The sequence below is a fragment of the Rhodanobacter ginsenosidimutans genome (assembly GCF_042655685.1).
Classification (GTDB): Bacteria; Pseudomonadota; Gammaproteobacteria; order Xanthomonadales; family Rhodanobacteraceae; genus Rhodanobacter; species Rhodanobacter ginsenosidimutans.
Map to the genome: position 1 here is coordinate 290551 of NZ_JBHSMM010000002.1, position 24122 is coordinate 314672.

Annotated in this window: 22 protein-coding genes; 16 read left to right on the forward strand and 6 right to left on the reverse strand. The window is 67.5% G+C overall.

Annotation, left to right across the window (positions count from 1 at the left end; all coding sequences use genetic code 11):
* The 9 genes from ACFPK0_RS11130 to tatA are packed head-to-tail and all read left to right on the forward strand — an operon-like array spanning position 1 to position 10295.
* Complete coding sequence (locus ACFPK0_RS11130; protein ID WP_056080719.1) at positions 1 to 1077, forward strand: NAD(P)/FAD-dependent oxidoreductase; 1077 nt, start codon at positions 1 to 3, stop codon at positions 1075 to 1077.
* Positions 1078 to 1123: 46 nt separating this feature from the next.
* On the forward strand, positions 1124 to 2191 hold the full coding sequence (locus ACFPK0_RS11135) for an FAD:protein FMN transferase (protein ID WP_377340813.1): 1068 nt from the start codon (positions 1124 to 1126) through the stop codon (positions 2189 to 2191).
* Positions 2191 to 4380, forward strand: coding sequence for a 4Fe-4S binding protein (locus tag ACFPK0_RS11140; RefSeq protein WP_377340815.1), 2190 nt, complete (start codon positions 2191 to 2193; stop codon positions 4378 to 4380). The genes ACFPK0_RS11135 and ACFPK0_RS11140 overlap by 1 nt, the downstream gene beginning before the upstream one ends.
* A gap of 34 nt (positions 4381 to 4414) precedes the next feature.
* Complete coding sequence (nosZ, locus tag ACFPK0_RS11145; protein WP_377340817.1) at positions 4415 to 6358, forward strand: TAT-dependent nitrous-oxide reductase; 1944 nt, start codon at positions 4415 to 4417, stop codon at positions 6356 to 6358.
* A 54-nt stretch (positions 6359 to 6412) separates the two neighbouring features.
* Positions 6413 to 7678 (forward strand): nitrous oxide reductase family maturation protein NosD, encoded by a 1266-nt coding sequence (locus ACFPK0_RS11150; protein WP_377340819.1) that lies wholly within the window; start codon positions 6413 to 6415, stop codon positions 7676 to 7678.
* Entirely contained in the window at positions 7675 to 8604 is a 930-nt protein-coding gene (locus ACFPK0_RS11155; RefSeq protein ID WP_377340822.1) for an ABC transporter ATP-binding protein, read from the forward strand. The genes ACFPK0_RS11150 and ACFPK0_RS11155 overlap by 4 nt, the downstream gene beginning before the upstream one ends.
* Positions 8601 to 9434: an ABC transporter permease gene (locus tag ACFPK0_RS11160; protein ID WP_377340824.1), complete on the forward strand. Its 834-nt coding sequence runs from the start codon at positions 8601 to 8603 to the stop codon at positions 9432 to 9434. Before ACFPK0_RS11155 ends, ACFPK0_RS11160 begins: the two co-directional genes overlap by 4 nt.
* A 12-nt stretch (positions 9435 to 9446) precedes the next feature.
* Complete coding sequence (locus tag ACFPK0_RS11165) at positions 9447 to 10088, forward strand: nitrous oxide reductase accessory protein NosL (protein WP_377340826.1); 642 nt, start codon at positions 9447 to 9449, stop codon at positions 10086 to 10088.
* Between the two features lie 15 nt (positions 10089 to 10103).
* Positions 10104 to 10295 (forward strand): twin-arginine translocase TatA/TatE family subunit, encoded by a 192-nt coding sequence (tatA, locus tag ACFPK0_RS11170; protein WP_377340828.1) that lies wholly within the window; start codon positions 10104 to 10106, stop codon positions 10293 to 10295.
* Between the two features lie 20 nt (positions 10296 to 10315).
* Here the strand turns inward: tatA and dapE are convergent, their stop codons facing one another.
* The 6 genes from dapE to map all read right to left on the reverse strand — a co-directional run bounded on the left by dapE (position 10316) and on the right by map (position 17575).
* On the reverse strand, positions 10316 to 11446 hold the full coding sequence (dapE, locus tag ACFPK0_RS11175; RefSeq protein WP_377340830.1) for a succinyl-diaminopimelate desuccinylase: 1131 nt from the start codon (positions 11444 to 11446) through the stop codon (positions 10316 to 10318).
* Between the two features lie 66 nt (positions 11447 to 11512).
* Complete coding sequence (locus ACFPK0_RS11180) at positions 11513 to 12577, reverse strand: VIT1/CCC1 transporter family protein (RefSeq protein ID WP_377340832.1); 1065 nt, start codon at positions 12575 to 12577, stop codon at positions 11513 to 11515.
* Positions 12578 to 12739: 162 nt separating this feature from the next.
* Positions 12740 to 13099 (reverse strand): arsenate reductase, encoded by a 360-nt coding sequence (locus ACFPK0_RS11185; protein WP_377340834.1) that lies wholly within the window; start codon positions 13097 to 13099, stop codon positions 12740 to 12742.
* 73 nt (positions 13100 to 13172) lie between these two features.
* Positions 13173 to 14000 carry a 2,3,4,5-tetrahydropyridine-2,6-dicarboxylate N-succinyltransferase gene (gene dapD, locus ACFPK0_RS11190; RefSeq protein ID WP_056602487.1) on the reverse strand — a complete coding sequence of 276 codons (828 nt, stop codon included), beginning with the start codon at positions 13998 to 14000 and terminating at the stop codon, positions 13173 to 13175.
* Between the two features lie 85 nt (positions 14001 to 14085).
* Positions 14086 to 16734, reverse strand: a complete 2649-nt coding sequence (gene glnD / locus ACFPK0_RS11195) for a [protein-PII] uridylyltransferase (RefSeq protein WP_377340837.1) — start codon at positions 16732 to 16734, stop codon at positions 14086 to 14088.
* 76 nt (positions 16735 to 16810) lie between these two features.
* Positions 16811 to 17575: a type I methionyl aminopeptidase gene (map, locus tag ACFPK0_RS11200; protein WP_056080717.1), complete on the reverse strand. Its 765-nt coding sequence runs from the start codon at positions 17573 to 17575 to the stop codon at positions 16811 to 16813.
* 316 nt (positions 17576 to 17891) lie between these two features.
* On the opposite strand from map, the gene rpsB reads away from it, so the two are divergent.
* From rpsB to ACFPK0_RS11235, 7 genes are all read left to right on the forward strand, one after another.
* Positions 17892 to 18740 carry a 30S ribosomal protein S2 gene (gene rpsB, locus ACFPK0_RS11205; protein WP_056077545.1) on the forward strand — a complete coding sequence of 283 codons (849 nt, stop codon included), beginning with the start codon at positions 17892 to 17894 and terminating at the stop codon, positions 18738 to 18740.
* A gap of 100 nt (positions 18741 to 18840) precedes the next feature.
* A complete protein-coding gene (tsf, locus tag ACFPK0_RS11210) occupies positions 18841 to 19722 on the forward strand; it encodes a translation elongation factor Ts (protein WP_377340841.1) in 882 nt (293 codons plus the stop codon).
* Positions 19723 to 19948: 226 nt separating this feature from the next.
* Positions 19949 to 20671 (forward strand): UMP kinase, encoded by a 723-nt coding sequence (gene pyrH, locus ACFPK0_RS11215; protein ID WP_377340843.1) that lies wholly within the window; start codon positions 19949 to 19951, stop codon positions 20669 to 20671.
* A gap of 76 nt (positions 20672 to 20747) precedes the next feature.
* Positions 20748 to 21305, forward strand: coding sequence for a ribosome recycling factor (frr, locus tag ACFPK0_RS11220; RefSeq protein ID WP_056077540.1), 558 nt, complete (start codon positions 20748 to 20750; stop codon positions 21303 to 21305).
* Between the two features lie 52 nt (positions 21306 to 21357).
* Positions 21358 to 22110, forward strand: coding sequence for a polyprenyl diphosphate synthase (gene uppS / locus ACFPK0_RS11225; RefSeq protein ID WP_377340845.1), 753 nt, complete (start codon positions 21358 to 21360; stop codon positions 22108 to 22110).
* Positions 22110 to 22925, forward strand: coding sequence for a phosphatidate cytidylyltransferase (locus tag ACFPK0_RS11230; RefSeq protein ID WP_377340847.1), 816 nt, complete (start codon positions 22110 to 22112; stop codon positions 22923 to 22925). The genes uppS and ACFPK0_RS11230 overlap by 1 nt, the downstream gene beginning before the upstream one ends.
* A gap of 18 nt (positions 22926 to 22943) precedes the next feature.
* Complete coding sequence (locus tag ACFPK0_RS11235) at positions 22944 to 24119, forward strand: 1-deoxy-D-xylulose-5-phosphate reductoisomerase (protein ID WP_377340849.1); 1176 nt, start codon at positions 22944 to 22946, stop codon at positions 24117 to 24119.
* Positions 24120 to 24122 lie beyond the last annotated feature (3 nt).

A 24122-nucleotide genomic window follows, 5' to 3' on the forward strand; every position in this document is an offset into this window, starting at 1 on the left:
ATGATCAGCTGCGACACCATCATCATCGGCGCGGGCCCGGTCGGCCTGTTCCAGGTTTTCGAACTGGGTTTGCTCGGGCTGAATACGCATGTGGTCGATTCCATGCCGCATGCCGGCGGCCAGTGCATCGAGCTGTATCCGGACAAGCCGATCTACGACATCCCGGCCGTGCCGGCATGCAGCGGGCGCGAGTTGGTCGAGCGGTTGCAGCAGCAGATCCGGCCGTTCGCGCCGCAGTTCCACCTGGGCCACACCGTCACCGCGTTGGAGCGCATGCAGGACGGTCGCTTCCGGCTGCAGACCAGCGGCGGGCTCGTGTTCGACGCGGGCGCGGTAATCATCGCCGGTGGCCTGGGCGCGTTCGCTCCGCGCACACTGAACCTGCCGGAAGCCGCGCCGCTGGTGGGCCACACGTTGCACTACAAGGTGACCCGGCCTGCGCTGTTCGACGACCAGGACATCGTGATCGCCGGCGGCGGCGACGCCGCGCTGGACTGGGCACTGACCCTGGTCGAGCGCGCACGCAGCGTGGTGCTGGTGCACCGCTCTTCGACGTTCCGCGCGGCGCCGGCCAGCGTGGCGCGCATGCAGGCACTGTGCGACGAAGGCTGCATGCAGTTCTGCGAGGGGGACATCATCGGCATGGAGACGATCGGCGACGCGCTGGCGCAGGTACGCGTGCGCACGCGCAGCGGCATGGTCCAGCGCATCGAGGCTTCGCACCTGCTGGTGTTCTGGGGCATGCACCCGGCACTGGGGCCGATCGCCGAGTGGGGGCTGGCACTGGAACGCCAGCAACTGGTGGTGGACCCAGCGACCTTCCAGACCTCCGTGGCCGGCATCTTCGCGGTGGGCGACATCAACACCTACCCGGGCAAGAAGAAGCTGATCCTGTCGGGCTTCCACGAAAGTGCGCTGTGCGCGTTCGCCGTGCACGCGTACCTGCATCCCGGCGACAAGGTGAACCTGCAATACACGACCACCAGCCCCGCCCTGCAGCGGCGCCTGGGCGTGCGCGACGCCGAGCGCGATGCCGTCGTCGCCGAGCCGCAGCCACGCGTGGCTGCCACGGCCTGACCTCGCCCATCGCACGCGCTCAACCACTCACCCCGGGAGACATCCCATGTACCGCCCCTCCGCCCCCGACGACCTGCGCTCGCCCGACCGCCGGCGCTGGCTGAAGCAGGCCGGCCAGCTCGCCATCGCCGGCGGCCTGCTGGCTGGCGGCGGCTGGGCGGTGCTCAAGCGCAAGCAGAACCTGTGGCAGGTGCGCCGCGAACGCACGCTGATGCAGACCTCGGTGGCGGTGACCTGCCTGGCTGATGACGTGCAGGCCGCCGGCGTGGCGATCGAGGCGGCGTTTGCGCGCATGACCGCGACTGCCGCGCAGCTGACCCGCTTCGATGCGGCCAGCCCCCTGGCGCGGCTCAATCGCGACGGCCAACTGGCACAGGTGCCGGCGCAGCTGGATGCAGTGCTGCGCCAGGCGCTGTCGCTATCGCGGCTGACCGATGGCGCGTTCGATCCCACCGTGCTGCCGGTGCTGCGCTACTTCGAAACGCTGCGCGGCACGGCAACCACCGACGCGCACGAACAACGCGTGGCCGAAAGCCGCGACGCGCTGGTCGGCTACCGCGACCTCGCGCTGGATGCGCGCGGCGCGCGGCTGCTGCGCCCCGGCATGGCGGTCACACTGGACGGCATCGCCAAAGGCCACGTAGTCGACCAGGGCATCGCCGCGCTGCGCGGCGCCGGCATCGAGTACGCCCTGATCGACGCCGGTGGTGACATCCACGCGATCAGCGGCAACGATCCCGCACGGCACTGGAACGTCGGCATCGTCGATCCACGCGACGTCGGCCGCGTGGCGGCGGTGCTGCAATTGCGCAACGCGGCGCTGTCGACCTCGGGCAACTACCGCGTGTTCTTCTCCGCCGACCGGCGCCTGTTCCATATCGTCAACCCGCGCACCGGCTGGTCGCCGCAAAGCTATTCCAGCGTGACCGTGATGGCGCCGCGTTCGGTACTGGCCGACGGCATGAGCACGGCGGCGTTCTCGCTGGAGCTGCCGCGCTTGTCCGCGCTGATGGACGCGCAGGATCAGCAGTGGCTGGCGTTCTCGCGCACGGGCGAGCAACGCTGGCGCTCGCGCGAACTGCCGCTGATCGCCGGCACGGCAGAGCGCGTGTGATGCGCGTGCCGCGTCCGCTCATCACCCGCGTGCTGCTGGCGCTGTGCCTGCTGTTGCTGGCACCCGCGACGCTGGCCGGCATCGATGCGAAGCATCCGCAGTTGCACGAGGTGTTTCCGCAGGCCACCCGCTACGGCGACATCGAAGGCACACCGCCGGCGGCCGCCGTTTACCAGGGTGACGAGATCATCGGCTACGTGTTCGAGACGGTGATGGTGGCGCCGGTGCCCGCGTACTCGGGCGCGCCGATCAACCTGCTGGTGTCGATCGGCACCGACGGCAGCATCCGCGACGCGCGCGTGCTGGAGCAGCACGAGCCGATCCTGCTGGTCGGCATCCCGGTGCAGAAGCTGTACGACTTCGTGGCGCGCTACATCGGCCATCGCGTGGACGACCAGATCGTGGTCGGCGGCGGTGCCAGCGGCAGCGTGCGCATCGACGCGATCAGCAGCGCCACGGTGACTTCGATGGTGGTCAACGAGACCATCATGAACTCGGCGCTGAAGGTGGCCGCCTCGCGCAAGCTGATCGCCGACGCGACCGATACCGACGCCAACGCCGCCGCCGTGCGCACCGACTACTACCAGCCGGCCGACTGGGACACGCTGACCGGCAACGGCGCGATCGGCCACCTGCAGCTCAAGCGCCAGGCGATCACCGACGCGTTCAAGGGCCAGCCGGAGAGCGGCATGGTCGACGACGCCACCGCGCCGGCGCCCGGCCACGAGGACGATGTCTTCATCGACCTGTACTTCGCCGACGTCACCCCGCCCACGGTGGGCCGCAACCTGCTCGGCGCGGACACCCACGCCGACCTGATGAAGCAGCTCAAGCCCGGCGATTCGGCGATCGCGGTGATGGCCAACGGCATCTATTCGTTCAAGGGCGTGGGCTACGTGCGCGGCGGCATCTTCGACCGCGTGCACGTGCTGCAGGACGGCAAGCTGGTGCTGTTCAAGGACACCGACCTGGTGCCGTTGAACGACACCCCGCTGCGCGGCAAGCCCGAGTTCGCCGAGCAGGCGATCTTCATCGTGCGCAACGGCGGCAGCGGTTTCGACGCGACCCGGCCGTGGACGCTGCAGCTGATGGTGAATCGCCAGGTCGGCCCGCTGCAAAGCATCTACCACACCTTCACCCGCGACTACCGCATGCCGGCCGTCTACACCACCCGGCCGCAGAGCAGCGCCGAGTCGCAGTCCAGCGCGCTGCCGGCCAACGCCGCGCTGTGGCAGAAGATCTGGTACGGCCGGCGCATCGACATCGCCGTGTTGCTGGCCGGACTGACCGTGCTCACGTTGATCCTGCTGTTCCAGGACTGGATCGTGAAGTACCCGGTGTGGCTCGAACGCGTGCGCACGGGCTTCCTGATCTACACCTTGGTGTTCATCGGCTGGTACGAGCTGGCGCAGTTGTCGGTGGTGAACATCTTCACCTTCGTGCAGTCGCTGCTGCATGGCTTCCATTGGGAAACCTTCCTGATGGACCCGATGATCTTCATCTTGTGGGTGTTCGTGGCCGCTACCTTGCTGCTGCTCGGGCGCGGCGTGTACTGCGGCTGGCTGTGCCCGTTCGGCGCGCTGCAGGAGCTGGTGGGCAAGCTCGCCAAGCGGCTGCGTGTGCCGCAGTTCGAGTTTCCCCGCGTGGTGCACGAGCGGCTGTGGGCGCTGAAGTACGTGATCCTGCTGGTGCTGTTCGGCATGTCGCTGCAGTCGCTCAACACGGCCGAACATTACGCCGAGGTCGAGCCGTTCAAGACCGCGATCACCCTGCACTTCGCGCGCTCGTGGAGCTATGTGTTCTACGCGGTGCTGCTGGTCGGCGTCTCCGCCTTCAACCACAAGTTCTATTGCCGTTACGTGTGCCCGCTGGGCGCCGGGTTGGCGGTATCCGGGCGCTGGCGGCTGTTCGAGTGGCTGCGCCGGCGACCGGAGTGCGGCAGCCCCTGCCAGGTCTGCGCCAACGAATGCGAGGTCAAGGCGATCGGCCCCGACGGCCGCATCAACTTCAACGAATGCCATTACTGCCTGGACTGCCAGGTCACCCGCATCAACGACCACAAATGCCCGCCGGTGGTGCAGCAACGCAAGAAGCGCGAACGCGCTGCGCGACCGCTGCCCACGCCGATCGTGCTGATTAACCCGGCAAACGCGCCGGAAACCCGAGAGCCGGCGCCCATCGCCGACTGATCCCACGTCACCTGCCCTCTGCGGATGAGAAGCCATGCACGACGAATCGAAGAACAAACCCGACGCGAACGCGGAGGGCGCCGACCCCGCCCGTCGCCACTTCATGAAGAACAGCGCACTGGCCGGCCTCGCCGGTGCGGCGGGACTGGCGCTGGCCGGCTGCGGCCGCAAGAGTGACCTCGGCGGCGCGGAAGGTGCCGCCGGGCACGATGGCGAACGCCAGCGCGAGCACGGCAAGCACGAGGCCGCCTCCGACCACGTGCCGCCCGGCCAGCTCGACGAATACTACGGCTTCTGGAGCGGCGGCCAGTCCGGCGAGGTGCGCGTGATGGGACTGCCGTCGATGCGCGAGCTGATGCGCATCCCGGTGTTCAACCCCGACTTCACCATCGGCTGGGGCATCACCAACGAGAGCAAGCGCGTGCTGGGCGCCAACTTCCCGCCCGGCGGCGACTGCCACCACCCGCACATGAGCCAGACCGACGGCCACTACGACGGCCGCTACATCTTCATCAACGACAAGGCGCATACCCGCGTGGCGCGCATCCGCTGCGACGTGATGCGCACCGACCGCATCATCGACGTGCCGAACGTGCAGTCGATCCACGGCCTGCGCGTGCAGCGCGCGCCGCGCACCGGCTACGTGTTCGCCAACGGCGAGTTCATGGTCCCGGCGCCCAACGACGGCCACGACCTGGAGGACCCGAAGAAATACCAGACCATGTTCAGCGCCATCGACGGCGACACCATGGACGTGGCCTGGCAGGTGCTGGTGGATGGCAACCTGGACAACACCGAGGCCGACTACGCCGGCAAGTACGCGATCTCCACCTGCTACAACAGCGAAGGTGGCCTGGACCTGCCCGGCACCATGCAGGCCGAGCGCGACTGGGCGGTGGTGTTCAACATCGCGCGCATCGAGGAGGCGGTGAAGAACGGCAAGTTCAAGACCATCGGCGACTCGAAGGTGCCGGTGCTGGATGGCCGCCATGGTTCGTCGTTCACCCTCTACATCCCGATCCCGAAGAACCCGCACGGCATCAACGCCAGCCCCGACGGCAAGTACGTGGTGGCCAACGGCAAGCTCTCGCCCACCGTCAGCGTGATCGAGTGGAGCCGCATCGACGACTGCTTCGCGGGCAAACTGAAGGACCCGCGCGATACGGTGGTGGCCGAGCCCGAGCTGGGCCTGGGGCCGCTGCACACCGCCTACGACGGCCGCGGCAACGCCTATACCACGCTGTTCATCGACAGCCAGATCGCCAAGTGGAACATCGCCGACGCGATCGCCGCCCACGGCGGCAAGAAGGTCAACTACCTGCGCCAGAAGGTCGACGTGGCCTATCAGCCCGGCCACTGCCACACTTCGATGGGCGAGTCGCGCGATGCCGACGGCAAGTGGCTGGTGTCGCTGAACAAGTTCTCCAAGGACCGCTTCCTGCCCACCGGCCCGATGCATCCGGACAACGACCAGCTGTTCGACATCTCCGGCGAGACCATGAAGCTGGTCGCCGACGGCCCGGTCTACGCCGAGCCGCACGACGTGATCCTGCTGCACCGCCGCCTGCTGATCGACAAGGTCAAGAAGAGCTGGGACCGCGAGGACCCGTTCTTCGCCGAAACGGTGGCGATGGCGAAGAAGCACGGCGTCAACGTGCTGTCCGACAGCAAGGTCATCCGCGAGGGCCGCAAGGTGTTCGTCTACATGACCTCGGCCGCGCCGATCTTCAGCCTGGGCAGCTTCAAGGTGAAGAAAGGCGACGAGGTGACCGTGGTGGTGACCAACATCGACGCGGTGGAGGACGTGAGCCACGGCTTCTGCATCGTCAACTACGGCATCAACATGGAGATCAGCCCCGGCGCCACCGCCTCGGCCACCTTCACCGCCGACAAGGCAGGGGTGTTCTGGTACTACTGCACGTTCTTCTGCCATGCGATGCACATGGAGATGAGCGGGCGGATGCTGGTGGAGGCCTGAGCCGTGCCGTGCCGTCGCGCACCCCGCGGCGGCACGGCCGGATCGGCCGCGGTCATGATTACGCTTCGTTGCCTCGCGATCCTGATGCTGGCGCTGGTGCTGCCGGCGCCAGTGCACGCGCGCGAATCACTGGAACAGCTGGTGGCCACGGCGGCGCCCGGTGCCACGCTCAGCGTGCCGGCCGGCGTACACGTGGTGCATCTGAAGCTGGACAAACCCGTCACGCTGACCGGCGAACCTGGCGCCATCCTGGACGGCGGCGGCTACGGCGACATCGTGCGCATCAGCGCCGCCAACGTCACCGTGCGCGGCCTCACCTTGCGCCACAGCGGCAGCGACCTCACCGCAATGAACGCAGGCATCTTCATCGAACGTACGGCGCGCGACGTGGTCATCGACGGCAACCGCATCGAGGACAGCCTGTTCGGCGTCTACCTCGACGGCGCCGCCAACGTGCGGGTGGAACGCAACGTGATCCGCGGCATGCGCGCGCTGCGCGTGGCCGATCGCGGCGACGGCATCCACCTGTGGAACGACACTGGCTGCACCATCGATGGCAACGACATCGCCGGCTCGCGCGACGGCATCTACGTCTACGTCAGCTCGCACAACACCATCACGCGCAACGTGGTGCACGACGTGCGCTACGGCGTCCACTACATGTATTCGCAGGACAACCTGCTGCAGGGCAACGTCAGCCGGGGCAACCTGGCCGGCTATGCGCTCATGTCCTCGCACCACCTCAAGGTGATCGGCAACAGCTCCGCGGACGATGCCTCCTACGGCTTCCTGCTCAACTACATCGCGCACAGCGAGATTGCCGGAAATCGCGTGTATCGCGTCAAGGGTCAGAGCGACGACGCCGGCGGCACCATCGAGGGCACCGAGGGCAAGGGGCTGTTCGTCTACCTGTCGCAGTTCAACAGCTTTCACGACAACCTCGTCGCCGATTCGCAGATCGGCATCCACGTGACCGCCGGCTCGGAAAACAACCGCCTGTGGGGCAACCACTTCGAGGACAACCGCATCCAGGTGAAGTACGTCCAGAACCTGGCGCAGGAATGGTCCGAGCGCGGCCGCGGCAATTTCTGGAGCGATTACCTGGGCTGGGACCTGGACGCCGACGGCATCGGCGACATCCCGTTCCGCCCCAACGACGGCGTCGACGTGCTGCTGTGGAAATACCCTTCCGCGCGCAACCTGATGTCCAGCCCTTCGGTGCTGCTGCTGCGCTATGTGCAGCGCGCCTTCCCGGTGTTCACGCCGCCCTCGGTGCAGGACAGCCACCCGCTGATGAAAACTTCCCCGGCCACGCCATGAACCACCCGATCGAATGCCACGCGCTGGCCAAGCGCTATGGCGAACTCGCCGCACTGGACGGCGTCAGCGCCGCCGTGCCGCGTGGCCAGGTGATCGGCCTGCTCGGCCACAACGGCGCGGGCAAGTCCACGCTGATCAAGCTGATCCTCGGCCTGATCGCGCCCAGCGGCGGCCAGCTTGAAGTGCTCGGCCAGTCTCCATGGCGCGCGCACGCCTTGCGTCGGCGCATCGGCTACCTGCCCGAGAGCGCCACCTTCTACGGCAACCTCAGCGGTCGTGAACTGCTCGACTACCTGGCGCGCTTGAAGCAGGCACCACGCACGCAGGTCGCCACGTTGCTCGAACGCGTCGGCCTGGCGCACGCCGCCGACCGACGCGTCGGCACGTATTCGAAGGGCATGCGCCAGCGCCTGGGCCTGGCGCAGGCGCTGCTCGGTTCACCCGAACTGGTGCTGCTGGACGAGCCGACCACCGGCCTCGACCCGCAGGCGACGCGCGAGCTGTACCGCATCGTCGGCGAGCTGCGTGCGGACGGCCGTTGCGTGCTGGTCTCCTCGCACCTGCTGGCCGAACTTGAACCGCACATCGACGGTGCGCTGATCCTGCGCCAGGGCAAGCTGCTGGCTGCCGGCAGTTTGCACGCGCTGGGCGAGCAGGCCGCGCTGCCGGCGCAAGTACTGCTGCGGCCGCGCGAGCAGACGATGCCTGAACTGATCGCACGCCTAGAAACGAACGGACTGTCGGCGCAGGCTCGCCCCGACGGCCGGCTGGAACTGCAGGTGCCGCGCGCCGGCAAGCTGCGTGTGCTGCGCGAGCTGCTGGCCGACCCGGCGATCGTCGATCTCGACGTGCGCGAGCCGACGCTGGCGCAACTCTACGACTGGCTCGGCGCCGGCCCGCCATCCACCGCGGAGGTGGCCGCATGAACCCGATCCTCACCGTCGCCGCCAAGGAATTCCGCGACGACTTCCGCAACCGCTGGACGATCGCGCTGACCATCCTGTTCGCCCTGCTGGCATTAGGCATCGCCTGGTTCGGCAGCGCGGCGGCCGGGCGCGTGGGCTTCACCTCGTTCGACGCCACGCTGGCCAGCCTGACCACGCTGGGCGCGTTCGTGATCCCGCTGATCGGCCTGCTGATCGCCTACGGCAGCATCGTCGGCGAGCGCGACGACGGCACCTTGCTGCTGATGCTCAGCTATCCACTCTCACGCGGGCAACTGGTGGCCGGCAAGTTTCTCGGCCACTGCGGAGCGCTGGCCGCCGCCACGCTGGCCGGCTTCGGGTTCGCGGTGGCGATCATGCAGTGGATGCAGCCGCCGGCGCAGACGATGCAGGCGTGGCTGCAGATCGGCCGTTTCATCCTCAGCGCCTCGCTGCTCGGCGCCTGCTTCGTCGGGCTGGCCTGCCTGATCAGCGTGCAGACGACCGACAAATCGCGCGCCGCCGGACTGGCGCTGGTCGGCTGGCTGGTCAGCGTGGTGCTGTTCGACTTGGCGCTGCTGGCGTTGCTGGTGGTCAGCGGCGGCAACCCGCTCGAGCGCGCGGTGTATCCGTACCTGCTGCTGTTCAATCCGGTCGATGTGTTCCGCCTGGTCAACCTCACCGCGCTGGGCGACGGCGCCGGCAACGACCTGCTGACCGGCATGACCGCCCACCACAGCTACTCGCCCGCCCTGCTCTACGCACTGTTGCTGGGCTGGGCGGTGGCGCCGTTCGCGTGGGCGATGCTCGCGTTCCGGCGCAAGGAAATCTGAAGGAGTCCGCGCATGCCCTGCCCGCCGATCATCACACTGCGCCGCGCCGCCTTCGTGCTGGCGCTGGCCCTGCTCGCCGGGTGCGGCGGCAGCCCCACACCTGCCCATCATGCCGTCGACACCCACCCGGACGATGCCTGCGCGGTATGCGGCATGTACCTGGACGGCTCGCCCGGCCCGCGCGCCGAAGCCTGGGTCAGCGGCCGCGCCAAACCGCTGGTGTTCGATTCCACCCGCGACTTTTTCGCCTACGTGTTGCAACCGGAGAATCAGGCTTCACTGCAGGAACTGTTCGTGCAGGACAGCGCGCGCATCGACTGGCAACAACCCGCTCACGCCGCCGCCAGTTTCATCGACGCGCGCACCGCCTCCTACGTGGCCTGGCAACCGCTGCCCGGCTCGATGGGCCCCACCCTGGCACCGTTCGCCAGCCGCGCGGCGGCGGAAGCGTTCAAGGCCGAACACGGCGGTGCCGTGCTCGATTTCAGCGAGATCACGCCTGCGCTGGTGGCCAGGCTGGACTACCGCTGCCCAATCCAGGTCGCCGCGAGTCTCGGCACCCTGCAATGCCTCGCGCCGTCCACGCGATCGCTGGGCCTGCTGGTCCACAAGCAACCCGCGTTTCCGCCGACTCAATCACACGACCATCCCTAAAGGGGAGCCCCGAACATGCTCGGACTGAACAGTTTTTCGCACTGGATCGTGCTGCTGGCACTGGTACTGCTGTTGTTCGGTACCGGCAGGCTGCGCAACGCGGGCCGCGACCTCGGCGGCGCCATCGCCGGTTTCCGCAGGGGACTCAAGAGCGACGCATCGGGCGATGCCGCCGAACAACCGGCGTCACCGAAAGATCCGCGCTGACGACGACGCGCCTTCGGTGATTACCCCAGCAACCGCTCGCACACCGTGCGATACAACGCCGGCAGTTGGTCGAGTTCCGCCACATCCACGCACTCGTCCACCTTGTGGATGGTGGCGTTGACCGGGCCCAGTTCGACGACTTCGGCACCCAGCGGTGCGATGAAGCGGCCGTCGGAGGTCCCACCGCCGGTGCTCTGTTCCGGCTCGATGCCGCAAAGATCACGGCACACCGCCGCCACGGTTTCACGCAACAGTCCGCCAACAGGTGTGAGGAAGGGCTCACCGGAGAGATGCCAGTCGATATGGAAATCCACGCCGTGCCGCCGCAGGATCGCCTCGCTGCGCGCGCGCAGGTCATCCGCGCGGCTGGCCGTGCTGTAGCGGAAGTTGAACAGCGCCGTGAGCGTGCCGGGGATGACATTGTTGGCGCCGGTGCCGGCGTTGATGTTGGACACCTGCATCGAGGTGGGCGGGAAATCCACGTTGCCCTCGTCCCAGCGCTCAGCGGTCAACTCGGCCAGGGCCGGCGCCAGCGCGTGGATCGGGTTCAGCGCCTTTTCCGGATAGGCCACGTGGCCTTGTACGCCGCGCACGGTGAGCGTGGCCGACAGCGAGCCGCGGCGGCCGACCCTGATCAGGTCACCCAGCTTTTCCTTCGCGGATGGCTCACCCACCACGCACCAGTCGATCTTTTCGCCCACGGCACGGAAATGCTCGACCACCTTGCGCACACCGTCGATCGCCACGCCTTCCTCGTCACTGGTCAGCAACAAGCCCACCCGGCCGCGATGTTGCGGATGGGCCGCCACGAACTGCTCCAGCGCCACCACCATCGCCGCCACCGAGCCCTTCATGTCGGCGGCACCACGGCCGTATAGACGGCCATCCCGAACGGAGGGTTCGAATGGCGGACTTTGCCAGGAAGCTTCCGGACCGCTGGGCACCACGTCGGTGTGACCCAGGAAGGCCAGCGTGGGGCCGGCATTGCCGTGGGTGGCCCACAGGTTGTCGACGTCGCCGTAACGCAGGTGTTCGATGCGAAAGCCCACGCGCTCGAGGCGCTCGGCAATCAATGGCAGGCAACCGGCGTCATCGGGCGTGACCGAGCGGCGGCGGATCAAATCGCAGGTGAGATCGAAGACGGCGGACATGCGCTCTCGCAAAGGCGGCGGAAAAAGGAAAGTCGCAGCATATCAAGCGTGCGACGCGGCGTTGCCTCAGCCGGCCACCACCACGCCCAGTACGTGTCCCACCGCATAGGTGACCGCGGCGGCGGCGGCGGTGATCGCGAACTGGCGTGCGATCGAGAACAGCATGCTGCGCCCAGTGAACAGCGAGGTGCCAATACCGATCAGGGCAAGCCCGGCGGCCGTGGAGCAGGCGCTGGCAAGCAGCGCAGCCCGGCCGCCCAGGAAAAAGTACGGCGCCACCGGAAACAGCGCGCCGCAGGCGAACAGGCAGAACGACGAAATGGCCGCGCCCCAGGCCGAGCCACCCAGTTCGCTGGGGTCGACGCCCAGATCCTCGCGCACCAGCATGTCCAGCGCCGCGCGCGGGGTTTCGGTGACGTGGCCGGCCAGATGCGCGGCGGCGGCGGGGTCGAGCCCCTTCTCCTGATAGATGCCGGTGATGTGGCGCAAGCCGTCTTCCGGCGACACCGCCAGCCGCTCGGCTCGCTCGGTGATCTGCGCCTGGTAGAACTCACGCGAGCTGTTGACTGAAAGCCACTCGCCGAGCGCCATCGAACAGGCACCAGCAACCAGACCGGCAAGACCCGCCAGCAGCACGGCGCGATCACCCGACGCCGCACCGGCCATGCCCATCACCAGGCTGACGTTGGAAACCAGCCCGTCGTTGGCGCCCAGCACCGCCGCGCGCAACGTGTTGCCACTTTGCGGACGGTCGCGCCGACCGTGCACGCCGTGTTCGTCCCGGGGAATGAAATGATCGCGATGGCGGTTGCGGTCCACCGGCGTGGATTCGTGGTCGGCATGTTCCAGCCGCACCACGGTAGGCATCACGAACTCGGTGCCGAAGCGACGCGCAAACGCGCTCAGGGCGCGAACGCGCAAACCGACATGTGCCGGGGGCACCGTTTCGCCAAGATCGCGCAGGCGCGCTTCCCAGAAGCCGGCGTTGACGGTTTCGCCCTCGGCAATGCGTCGATAGGCCCGCGCCAGCCTGGCGTCGGTGGCCAGCTCGGCCAGCCGTCCATACAGCGCGGCGTTGTCGCGCTCGATGCGCAGGTTGTTGCGATAGCGCCGGACCCGGTGGGTGCTCATATCCGTCAACTCAGAGTTTGTGAGAAAAACTACTTCCTGTGGTTTTTCTCTATCGCGCTTCCGGCACAGGCCCGGAAGCGCTCACGCGGACCAATCACTTGCGTGATCGATCCGCGCCCGGCCATCGTGACCGGGCTTCGAGGTTGAAAAAATCACAACCTCTCAGCGGGCGAACAGCTTCTTGAAGCCGTTGTCGCTGAAGCCCACGCTCACCGTGCCATCGGGTTGCACGACCACGGGGCGACGGATCAACGCCGGGTATTCCTTCAGCAGCAGGGTCCACTCCGGATCGCTGCCGGGGTTCTTGCGCTGCGGCAGCAGGTTGCGCCAGGTGGTGGAGGACTTGTTGACCAGCTTTTCCCAACCGCCGAGTTGCGCCGCCCACGCTTTCAACGTGGCCGCCGGCACCGGGTTGGCGCGGTAGTCGATGAAGTCGTGGGCCACCTCGAAACGGGTCAGCCAATTGCGGGCCTTCTTGCAGGTATCGCAGTTGGGAAGGCCGTAAAGCGTCGGTTCGGTCACGCCGGTTTCCTGTAGGAGCGCACCCTGTGCGCGATTGATTTCACCGCCAGTCCTGTCGCCCACAGAGTGGGCTCTACTCCGCAGCGCGCAGCAGTTCGTTGATGCCGGTCTTGCTGCGGGTTTTCTCGTCCACCTGTTTCACGATGATGGCGGCGTAGAGGCTGTGGCTGCCGTCCTTCGCGGGCAGGCTGCCGGCCACCACCACGCTGCCGGCGGGTACGCGGCCGTAGCTGGTTTCGCCGGTGGCGCGGTTGTAGATGCGGGTGGACTGGCCCAGGAACACGCCCATGCCGATCACGCTGCCCTTCTCCACCACCACACCCTCGACCACTTCCGAGCGCGCGCCGATGAAGCAGTTGTCCTCGATGATGGTGGGGCCGGCCTGCAGCGGTTCCAGCACACCGCCGATGCCGACGCCGCCGGACAGGTGCACGCCCGCGCCGATCTGCGCGCAGGAACCCACCGTGGCCCAGGTATCCACCATCGTGCCCGCACCCACATGGGCGCCGATGTTGACGTAGCTGGGCATCAGCACGGCGTCTTTGGCGATGTGCGCGCCGCGGCGCACCAGCGCGCCGGGCACCACGCGGGCGCCCAGGTTCTGCAGCTCGCCGTCGTTGCCGTGGGCGAAACGCAGCGGCACCTTGTCGAAAGCCTGCGCCGCGCCACCGTCGACGACGTGGTTGCCATTGATACGGAAATACAGCAGCACGGCTTTCTTGAGCCACTGGTTCACCGTCCAGCCGCCCTGGCCATCCGGTTCGGCGACGCGGCGCTCGCCCGACTCGAGCAGGTCGATGACCTGTTCGACGGCGGGACGCAGCTGGTTTTCGATCTCGGTGGCGGTCAGTTCATTGCGACGCTCGAACGCGTCGTTGATCAGGGTTTCGATGGCTTGCATGGGCTGAAGTTCGCTCGCGTATCTGGATGGCTAAATGCGCGGCCTGTCCACGGCCGCGCAATCGGACTGCCAAGGTTACAGGAACTCAGTCTTTGGACGGCCCGATGCGTTCCAGCAAGGCATGCAGCAGGCGATCGCGCAGCGCCTGGTCGAGTGGCGCGTTGTGGCGGTCGCTGAGCAGGAAGAAATCCTCGACCCGCTCGCCGAAGGTGGCGATGCGCGCGTCGTGCACGCGTGCGCCGGCATCCAGGATCACCTGCGCCACCGCCGCCAGCAGGCCGGGACGGTCGGTGCCGACCAGCGCCAGCTGGGTGCGGTCGCCCGCATCGTCGAAGCTGATCTTGGGCGCGGTCTGGAAGTGCCGCTGATGGCGCGACATGCTGCGCTTGCTGGGCTGCACGCCGGTCGACAGGGTCAGCGCGCGTTGCAGGCGCTGCTGCAGTTCCTCGGCACGCACGGCGTTGGCCGGCTGCTGGCTGTCCGCCTCCAGCAACAGGAAGGTATCCATCGCCATGCCCTTGGGCGAGCTGAGGATGCGTGCTTCCATCACCGAGAAACGCAGCCGGTCGAGCATCGCGGTGACGGAGGCGAACAGGCCGTCGCGGTCGGGCGTGTAGACGAACAGCTCGGTACTGCCGCGCACCGACATCGGGTGCACGGCCACCAGCGGCACCCCGCCGCCGGCACGCAGGATGGCCGCCGTCTGCCACGCGATCTGCTCCGGCCGGTGGCGCAGGAAGCTGAGCTGCGGGAAATCCGCCCAGATGCGCTCCACGTCGGCCTCGGCCACGCCTTGGTCCATCAGCAGCGCCAGCGCATACTCCGCACATTCCTGCACCCGTTCGCCGGCATCGCGCGGCAGGTCCACGTCGCGGCTCATGGCGTAGCGCGTGGCGTGGTAGAGGTCGGCCAGCAGGCGATCCTTCCAGGCGTTCCACAGCCGCGGGCTGGTGCCGATCACGTCGGCCACGGTGAGCAGGTAGAGCTGGCCCAGCCGTTCGCGGTTCTCCACCTTTTCGGCAAAACGCTGCACCACGTCGGGGTCGGTGATGTCCTGCCGCTGGGCGGTGGTGCTCATCAGCAGATGCCAGCGCACCAGCCAGGCCACGCGCTCGACGTCGCCGCGCGAAAGCCCCAATCGGGTGCAGAACGCGCGTGCTTCATCTTCGCCCAACACCGAATGATCACCGCCGCGACCCTTCGCGATGTCGTGCAACAGCGCGGACAGCAGCATGATCTCCGGCTTGGGCATGTCGGCCCAGATCTCGCAGCCCAGCGCAAAATCGCGCTTCGCGGCGGGGTCGGCGAAGCGCGCCATGTTGCGCAGCACGCGCAGCGTGTGTTCGTCGACGGTGTAGACGTGGAACAGGTCGTACTGCATGCGACCAAAGACCTTGCCGAACGCAGGCAGGATCGCCGCCAGCAAGCCGTGCCGATTCATCCGCCACAGCGCATCCACCGCCGGCGCGCCCCGGCGCAGCAAACGCAGGAACGCGGCCAGCGCGTCGGGGTCGGTGGCCAGCATCGCCTCGTGCACGGCGGTGGCGCGGTGGATGCGGCGCATGCTGTCGGCACTGAAACCGACCACGCCGGGCAGATCCAGCCGCGCGATGAAAATCTCGATCAGCGCCGCCGGCCTACGCATGAAGAGTTCGGGATCGCGCGCCGCCAGCCGCCGGCCATAACGCACGAAGTCCGCACCGACGGGCTCTTCGTCACCGGCCGGCTCAAGCATTTCCACGAAACGTTCGGCCACCTGCACGCCCAGCCGTTCCACCTGGCTGGCGGCGCGGTAGTAGCCCTGCATGAATTGCTCCACGCCCAGGTTTTTCTCGTGCTCGTCCTCGAACCCCAGCCGCGCCGCCAGCGCGCGCTGGTAGTCGAACAGCAGCCGTTCCTCGGGCCGCCCCGCCTCCAGGTGCAACGCGTAGCGGTAGCGACGCAGCGTGGTCTCCGCCTCGCACAGGCTGGTGCGTTCGGCCGGATCGAGCAGGCCCTCGACCTGCATGTCCTCGAACCCGCCCGCATGCACCAGCCGGCGGCCCAGCCAGCGCAGCGAGTCGAGCGTGCGCAGGCCGCCGGGGCCGTCCTTGATATTGGGCTCCAGGTTGTAGGCGGTGTCGTCGTAGCGCGCGTGGCGGGCGTCACGCTCGGCCAGGCGCGCGGCCAGGTAATCCGCCGGGGGCCACAGCTGCGGGTCGTCGATGATGGTGCGCAATGTGGCGTCGAAGGCGGGGTCACCCACCAGCCTGCGCGCATCCAGCAGGCTGGTGAACACCGTGGCATCGCTCGACGCCAGCTCGCGGCATTGCGACAGCTCGCGCACGGCATGGCCCACTTTCAGGCCGATATCCCACAGCGTGGCGAAGAACTGCTCCAGCGCGCGCAACCGCGCCGGCGAGGGTGCGTCGACCAGCGCCAGCAGGTCCACATCCGAATACGGAAACAACAAGCCGCGGCCGTAGCCACCCACGGCGAACAGCGCGGCGTTGTCGACCTCGCCCAGGCAGGCCGTCCATACATGGGCGAGCATGCGATCCACCGATTCGCTGCGCCGGCGCGCCAGCACACTGGCGTCGGCTCCGTCGCGGAAAGCCACCGTGAGGCCGCGATCCACATCGCCCAGCAATTGCCGCAGGGCGCGGCGCGCATCGCTGGAAACGCCCGAGCGCGGCACCGCCACGGGCAGGCGCGGCAACGGGGGCAGGACGACGGAAGGGGAAGTTGGCGGCATGAGCGGGATGGTTCCGGAAACGTCACGCCACTTTATTACGTGCGGGAGGTCGTGGGTCGACTCCCGCACGTCGCGATCATTGATCGGGCCAGGGCGTGAGGATCTCGAAGCCGTCGTCGGTCACCGCGATGGTGTGTTCCCATTGCGCCGACAGGGAATGGTCCTTGGTCACCACGGTCCAGCCGTCCGGCAGCTGGCGGGTCTGCGCCTTGCCGGCGTTGATCATCGGCTCGATGGTGAAGGTCATGCCCTTCTTCAGCTCCACGCCCGTGCCCGCCTTGCCGTAATGCAGCACCTGCGGTTCGTCGTGGTAGATCTTGCCGATGCCGTGGCCGCAATACTCCTTGACCACGCTGAAGCCGGCGCCCTCGGCATGCTGCTGGATGGCGTGCCCCACGTCGCCCAGGGTGGCGCCCGGGCGCACCACACGGATGCCGCACATCATTGACTCGAATGCCGTGTCGACCAGCCGCTTGGCCAGCACCGACGGCGTGCCGGCGATGTACATGCGGCTGGTGTCGCCGTGCCAGCCATCCTTGATCACGGTGACGTCGAGATTGATGATGTCGCCGTCCTTGAGGATCTTGCCCTCGTTCGGAATGCCATGGCAGATCACGTGGTTGACCGAGGTGCACAGCGTCTTGGGAAAGCCGTGGTAGCCCACGTTGGCGGGAATCGCCTTCTGCACGTTGACGATGTGCTCGTAGGCGAGCCGGTCCAGCTCCTCGGTACTGACGCCCGGCTTGACGTGTTCGACCAGCATGGCCAGCACCTCGGCGGCCAGCTTGCCGGCGACACGCATGCCTTCGAGGTCTTCGGGGGATTTAAGGGTGATGGCCATGGTTTCCACTTCAATCGGTGGCGACAAAGCCTTCGGGAACCCGGTGACTTGCCGCTATGCCGGCGCACCGGCTACAATTTCGGAGTTTTGCTGATCTGACGTAGCAGTTTTGACAGCTACCCAGCGCAAAGCGAACCGGGATTGTAACCCTCAGCGGTACAACACCCAAACCAACGCCACACACGCATCGGCACCGTCTTCGGGGTGCTGCGCCTCGCCCATCACAAACCGGGCAGTCGCGGTCGAAGTCGGGGATGCGTGGAGGTCCCAACCCCAGGTTCCCTTCAAGGGGAGCCGACAATCGGAGTAATACCCCATGGCACAAGTCACCATGCGCCAGATGCTCGAAGCGGGCGTCCATTTCGGTCACCAGACCCGTTACTGGAACCCCAAGATGGCCCCGTACATCTTCGGCGCCCGCGGCAAGATCCACATCATCAACCTCGAAAAGACCCTGCCGCTGTTCACCGACGCGATGAACTTCCTGTCGGGCCTGGCGCAGAAGCGCGGCACCATCCTTTTCGTCGGCACCAAGCGTTCCGCCCGCGAGCCGTTGGCCGAAGAGGCTGCCCGCGCCGGCATGCCGTTCGTCACCTCGCGCTGGCTCGGCGGCATGCTGACCAACTTCCGCACCGTGAAGCAGTCCGTTTCGCGCCTGAAGGAGCTGGAAGCGGCCGAGACCGATGGCAGCTTCGACAAGCTGGTCAAGCACGAAGTGCTGGCCCGTCGCCGCGAGCGCGACAAGCTGCAGGCTTCGCTGGGCGGCATCAAGGACATGAACCGCCTGCCCGACGCGCTGTTCGTGATCGACATCGGCCACGAAGACATCGCCGTGCAGGAAGCCAAGAAGCTGGGCATCCCGGTGATCGCCGTGGTCGACACCAACTACAACCCGGACCTGGTCGACTACGCCATCCCGGGCAATGACGACGCGATCCGCGCGATCCAGCTGTACGCCCGCGCCGCTGCCGACTCCATCCTGGAAGGCAAGGCCGCCGCGCCGGCCGCCGCCCAGGGCGACGGCAACGACTTCGTCGAGCTGGACGAGGAAGGCAACCCGGTGGCCAAGGTCGATCGCCCGCGCCGCGACGCTGCCCCGCGCAAGTCCGCGCCGCGCCGTGACGGCGGCCGTGGTTCGCGCGATGGCGCCCCTGCCGCCAGGTAAGCGCGACAACGGCGGCTTGTGCCGCCGTTGCATCCGCCGCACGCGATAACCGCGCCGGGGCATGCGTGCCCCGGCGCTTTCAAGCATTAGAGGACAACCCATGAGCAATATTTCCGCACAACTGGTCAAGGAGCTGCGCGAGCGGTCCGGCGCCGGCATGATGGAATGCAAGAAGGCCCTGGTCGAGAACAACGGCGACATCGAGACCGCGATGGAATGGCTGCGCAAGTCCGGCCTGGCCAAGGCCGACAAGAAGGCCAGCCGCATCGCCGCCGAAGGCCGCATCGTGGCTGCCCAGGCCACCGGCAAGGCCGTGCTGGTCGAAGTGAACTGCGAAACCGACTTTGTCGCCAAGGACGCCAGCTTCCTGAAGTTCAGCGACACCGTGGCTGACGTGGCCTTGAACTCCGGCGCCGCCGACATCGACGCGCTGAAGGCTGCCGCCTACCCCGGCGCCGCCAACGTCGAGGAAGCGGGCAAGGCCCTGATCGCCACCATCGGCGAGAAGATCGACGTGCGTCGCCTGGCGCGCGTCGAGAACGACGGCGTGATCGGCGCCTACATCCACGGCGGCCGCATCGGCGTGCTGGTGGCGCTCAAGGGCGGTTCCGAGGAACTGGCCAAGGGCATCGCCATGCATGTGGCGGCAATGAACCCGCCGTACGTGCGCGCGGACGACGTGCCGGCCGACTTCCTGGCCAAGGAAAAGGACATCGCGCTGAGCCAGATGTCGGACAAGGACAAGGCCAAGCCGGCCGAAATCCTGGAAAAGATCGTGGCCGGCAAGGTCAACAAGATCATCTCCGAGGTCACCCTGCTCGGCCAGCCGTACGTGCTGGACACCAACGTGACCGTCGCCGACGCGCTGAAGAAGGATGGCGCCGACGTGATCTCCGTTGCCCGCCTGGCTGTGGGCGAAGGCATCGAGAAGGCCACCGAGGACTTTGCCGCCGAAGTGATGAAGCAGGCTGGCCTGGCGTAATCGCCGGCACAAACTGCTGAAAGCGAAAAGGCCGCGGGAAACCGCGGCCTTTTTCGTGGGCGGCCTTCCCCTCCCCTGCCGCGCAGGGGAGGAGGGAGAAAGATGGCGCGCCTGACGGCTCACCATTCATGCCCGATCCCGCGCCACCCGCTCCCCGCTACAGTCACTCATCGTTCCGCTGCTCCGCTACAATATGCCGGTTTACCCCACACAATCCGGAGTCCTCATGAGCAACCCGCACAAGTACCACCGCATCCTGCTCAAACTCTCCGGTGAGGCACTGATGGGCGACGCCGATTACGGCATCGATCCGAAGGTGATCGGCCGCCTGGCCGACGAGATCATCGAGGTGCAGCGCGCCGGCATCCAGATCGGCGTGGTGATCGGTGGCGGCAACATCTTCCGCGGCGCGGGCCTTGCCGCGGCGGGCATGGACCGCGTCACCGGCGACCATATGGGCATGCTGGCCACGGTGATGAACGCACTGGCGATGCAGGATGCGATCGAGAAACGCGGCGGTTTCGCCCGCGTCACCAGCGCCATCCAGATCCACGACGTGGCCGAGGATTACATCCGCCGCCGCGCCATCCGCCACATCGAGAAAGGCCGCATCGTGCTGTTCGCCGCCGGCACCGGCAACCCGTTCTTCACCACCGATTCGGCCGCCGCACTGCGCGCGGTGGAAATCGGCGCCGACCTGCTGCTCAAGGCCACCAAGGTCGACGGCGTCTACACCGCCGACCCGGCCAAGCACAGCGATGCCGTGCGCTACGAGCAACTGGCCTACGACAAGGTGATCGAGCACAAGCTCGAAGTGATGGACACCGCCGCCATCGCGCTGTGCCGCGACCAGCAGTTGCCGTTGCGCATCTACGACATGACCGTGCCGGGCAACCTGATGCGGATCATGCGCGGCGAAGCGATCGGTACCCTGGTTTGCGGCGACTGAGGCCAGCAACGCTGCCGGCCGGCTTGACCCGGCTGCTATAATCGTCTGCTTGCCAGAGCTCTTCGGGAAACGCCACATGCTCAATGACATCAAGAACGATGCCCAGACCCGCATGGGCAAAAGCATCGACTCCCTCAAGCACGATCTGCTGCGCCTGCGCACCGGTCGCGCCAGCACCGCGCTGGTTGACGGCATCAAGGTGCCGTACTACGGCTCCGACATGCCGCTGACCCAGGTCGCGTCGGTCAGCCTGGCTGACGCACGCACGATCGTGATCACGCCATGGGAAAAGCAGATGGTGGCGCCGGTCGAGAAGGCCTTGATGGCCTCCGACCTGGGCATCACGCCGACCACCGCCGGCACCGTGATCCGCCTCAACCTGCCCGCGCTCACCGAGGAGCGCCGCCGCGAGCTGGCCAAGATGGTCGGCCATGAAGGCGAAAACGCGAAGATCGCCATCCGCAACGTGCGCCGCGACGCCTTGCAGCAGGTCAAGGACCTGCTCAAGGAAAAGCTGATCACGGAAGACGACGACCGCCGCGTGGACGACGAAATCCAGAAGCTCACCGACAAGGCCGTCAAGGACGTCGACGCCGTGGTGAAAGCCAAGGAAGACGAGCTGATGGCGATTTGATGATGAGCCCGTCGGCTGCCGCCGCTGTAACCCGGCACGCGCGGCCGGCCGCATGACCAGCGTGCCGGCGGCGGCGGTCCCGCGCCACATCGCGATCGTGATGGACGGCAACGGCCGCTGGGCCAAGGCCCGTCACCAGCCGCGCAGTTTCGGCCACAACGCCGGCCGCAAGGCGGTGCGCGAGGCGGTGGAATCCTGCCTGCGCGAAGGCGTGCAGGCACTGACCCTGTTCGCGTTTTCCAGCGAGAACTGGCAGCGGCCGCAGGATGAAGTCGGCGCATTGATGAACCTGTTCGTGCGTGCGTTGGACAAGGAAGTGGATGAATTGCACGGCTACGGCGTGCGGCTGCGCTTCGTCGGCGACCTCACCGCGTTCGACGAACCGCTGCGCCGGCGCATGCAATCGGCGATGACCCGCACCGCCGATAACGACAAACTGCAATTGAACGTGGCCGTGAACTACGGCGGCCGCTGGGACATCATCCAGGCCAGCCGCCAGGCCGCCGCCGCCGTGGCGCGTGGCGAGCTGCAAGCGGACCAGATCGATGAAGCGCGCCTGGGCAAATGGATGAGCCTGGCCGATGCGCCGCCGCTGGACCTGTTCATCCGCACCGGTGGCGAAACCCGCATCAGCAACTTCCTGCTGTGGCAGGCGGCCTACGCCGAGTTCTATTTCACCGATACCCTGTGGCCCGATTTCGACCAGGCTTGCCTGCGCGGGGCCATCGAAGACTACGCTCGCCGCGAACGCCGCTACGGCCGCACCGGCGAGCAGGTCGCCGCCACCACTGCCCAGGTATCCTGATGCTGCTCCAGCGCGTCCTCACTGCCCTGATTCTCGCCCCGTTGGCGATCGCGATCGTCCTGTGGCCGCCCACGGCGATCTTCGCGCTGCTTTGCGCCGTGGCCTTCCTCGCCGCGTGGTGGGAGTGGGCGCAACTGTCCGGCCTGAAGAGCCGCGCGGCGTCCATCGTGCTGCTGCTGGCGGCGGTCGCCGTGTTCGGCTTGCTGTGGTGGGGCCATGCCGCCGTGGAGATACCGCTGGTGCTGCTGGGCGTGGCGTGGTGGGCGGTGGCCTGCCTGTGGCTGCGCCATTTCGCGTTTGCCGCCGCGCCCACCAGCGAAAACCGCGCGCTGAAGCTGATGGCCGGCGCGCTGATCATCTTTCCCGCCTGGATCGCGCTGGTGGCGATCCACGATCGCGAACCGCACGGCCACTGGTGGACGCTGCTGGCCCTGTTGATCGTGTGGAGCGCGGACATCGGCGCGTATTTCAGCGGCCGCACCTTCGGCAAGCGCAAGCTGGCGCCACAGGTCAGCCCGGGCAAGACCTGGGCGGGTGCCTACGGCGCACTGGTGGCCGGCACCCTGGTCGCGGTGATCGGTGGCTGGCTGCTGGATGTGCGCGGCGCTTCGCTGGTTGGCCTGGCCGTACTGGCGTGCCTGACCGTCGCCGCATCCATCGTGGGCGACCTGATCGAAAGCCTGATGAAGCGGCACGCCAAGGTGAAGGATTCGGGCACCATCTTCCCCGGCCACGGCGGCCTGCTGGACCGCCTGGACAGCGTCTTCGCCGCCTTGCCGGTGTTTGCCGCCGGCCTGTGGCTGCTGGGCCTCTGAAGTAATGGGTCGTCAGGCATGAAGAAGGTCGCCGTACTTGGCGCCACCGGTTCCATCGGCGGCAATACGCTGGATGTCATCGCGCGCCACCCGCAACGCTTCCGCGCCACCGTACTGACCGCCAACCGGCAAGTCGCCGTGCTGGCCGACTTGTGTGTGCGCCACCGGCCGGACCTGGCGGTGATCGCCGACCCCGCGCTGGAAGCGGAACTGTCCCGACGCCTGGCCGCGGCCGGCGTGCGCTGCGACGTTGCCAGCGGCCATCAGGCGATCACCGACGCGGCCGCCGGCACCCTGTGCGACACCGTGGTGGCCGCCATCGTGGGGGCCGCCGGGCTCGATTCCACGCTGGCCGCGGCGCAGGCGGGCAAGCACCTGCTACTGGCCAACAAGGAATCGATCGTGATGGCTGGCGCGCTGCTGCTGGAAGCGGTGCGCGTGGGCGGCGGCGCGCTGGTACCGGTCGATTCCGAGCACAACGCGGTATTCCAGTGCCTGCCCGGCGGGCGCCCCGAGCTGACCCGCAGCGGCGTGCGACGGCTGATTCTCACCGCCTCCGGCGGCCCGTTCCGCGGTCGCACGCGCGCCGAACTGGCCGGCATCACCCCCGACCAGGCCTGCAAGCATCCGAACTGGGTGATGGGCCGCAAGATTTCCGTCGACTCGGCCACCCTGATGAACAAGGGGCTGGAAGTGATCGAGGCGCACCACCTGTTTGGCGCGCCCGCCGATGCCATCGACGTGCTGGTGCATCCGCAGAGCCTGGTGCACTCGATGGTGGAATACGTCGACGGCTCGGTGCTGGCCCAGCTCGGCAACCCGGACATGCGCACCGCCATCGCCCACGCGCTGGCCTGGCCCGAGCGGGTGGAATCGGGCGTGCCGTCGCTGGACCTGGCCGCCTGCGCGCCGCTGGCGTTCGAAGCACCGGACCTGTCGACCTTCCGCTGCCTGGCGCTGGCCTATCAGGCCCTGCGTGCCGGTGGCGACAGCCCGGCGATACTCAACGCCGCCAACGAGGTCGCCGTGGAGGCGTTTCTCGCCGGCGCGCTGCCCTTCCTGTCGATCGCCGACGTCGTCGAGAGCGTATTGACGGAACTGCCGGGGCAAGCCGTGGTCGATGTGGGGGCGCTATGTGAACGCGACCGGATCGCCCGCGCCGCGGCCCGTCGCGTTCTGCAGCATGCTTGCTGATAT

What these genes read in the sequence shown, in the direction of transcription:
- ACFPK0_RS11130 (WP_056080719.1), top strand. Translation starts at nt 1, where the DNA reads ATGATCAGCTGCGACACCATCATCATCGGCGCGGGCCCGGTCGGCCTG.
- ACFPK0_RS11135 (WP_377340813.1), top strand. Translation starts at nt 1,124, where the DNA reads ATGTACCGCCCCTCCGCCCCCGACGACCTGCGCTCGCCCGACCGCCGG.
- ACFPK0_RS11140 (WP_377340815.1), top strand. Translation starts at nt 2,191, where the DNA reads ATGCGCGTGCCGCGTCCGCTCATCACCCGCGTGCTGCTGGCGCTGTGC.
- nosZ (WP_377340817.1), top strand. Translation starts at nt 4,415, where the DNA reads ATGCACGACGAATCGAAGAACAAACCCGACGCGAACGCGGAGGGCGCC.
- ACFPK0_RS11150 (WP_377340819.1), top strand. Translation starts at nt 6,413, where the DNA reads ATGATTACGCTTCGTTGCCTCGCGATCCTGATGCTGGCGCTGGTGCTG.
- ACFPK0_RS11155 (WP_377340822.1), top strand. Translation starts at nt 7,675, where the DNA reads ATGAACCACCCGATCGAATGCCACGCGCTGGCCAAGCGCTATGGCGAA.
- ACFPK0_RS11160 (WP_377340824.1), top strand. Translation starts at nt 8,601, where the DNA reads ATGAACCCGATCCTCACCGTCGCCGCCAAGGAATTCCGCGACGACTTC.
- ACFPK0_RS11165 (WP_377340826.1), top strand. Translation starts at nt 9,447, where the DNA reads ATGCCCTGCCCGCCGATCATCACACTGCGCCGCGCCGCCTTCGTGCTG.
- tatA (WP_377340828.1), top strand. Translation starts at nt 10,104, where the DNA reads ATGCTCGGACTGAACAGTTTTTCGCACTGGATCGTGCTGCTGGCACTG.
- dapE (WP_377340830.1), bottom strand. Translation starts at nt 11,446, where the DNA reads ATGTCCGCCGTCTTCGATCTCACCTGCGATTTGATCCGCCGCCGCTCG.
- ACFPK0_RS11180 (WP_377340832.1), bottom strand. Translation starts at nt 12,577, where the DNA reads ATGAGCACCCACCGGGTCCGGCGCTATCGCAACAACCTGCGCATCGAG.
- dapD (WP_056602487.1), bottom strand. Translation starts at nt 14,000, where the DNA reads ATGCAAGCCATCGAAACCCTGATCAACGACGCGTTCGAGCGTCGCAAT.
- glnD (WP_377340837.1), bottom strand. Translation starts at nt 16,734, where the DNA reads ATGCCGCCAACTTCCCCTTCCGTCGTCCTGCCCCCGTTGCCGCGCCTG.
- map (WP_056080717.1), bottom strand. Translation starts at nt 17,575, where the DNA reads ATGGCCATCACCCTTAAATCCCCCGAAGACCTCGAAGGCATGCGTGTC.
- rpsB (WP_056077545.1), top strand. Translation starts at nt 17,892, where the DNA reads ATGGCACAAGTCACCATGCGCCAGATGCTCGAAGCGGGCGTCCATTTC.
- tsf (WP_377340841.1), top strand. Translation starts at nt 18,841, where the DNA reads ATGAGCAATATTTCCGCACAACTGGTCAAGGAGCTGCGCGAGCGGTCC.
- pyrH (WP_377340843.1), top strand. Translation starts at nt 19,949, where the DNA reads ATGAGCAACCCGCACAAGTACCACCGCATCCTGCTCAAACTCTCCGGT.
- frr (WP_056077540.1), top strand. Translation starts at nt 20,748, where the DNA reads ATGCTCAATGACATCAAGAACGATGCCCAGACCCGCATGGGCAAAAGC.
- uppS (WP_377340845.1), top strand. Translation starts at nt 21,358, where the DNA reads ATGACCAGCGTGCCGGCGGCGGCGGTCCCGCGCCACATCGCGATCGTG.
- ACFPK0_RS11230 (WP_377340847.1), top strand. Translation starts at nt 22,110, where the DNA reads ATGCTGCTCCAGCGCGTCCTCACTGCCCTGATTCTCGCCCCGTTGGCG.
- ACFPK0_RS11235 (WP_377340849.1), top strand. Translation starts at nt 22,944, where the DNA reads ATGAAGAAGGTCGCCGTACTTGGCGCCACCGGTTCCATCGGCGGCAAT.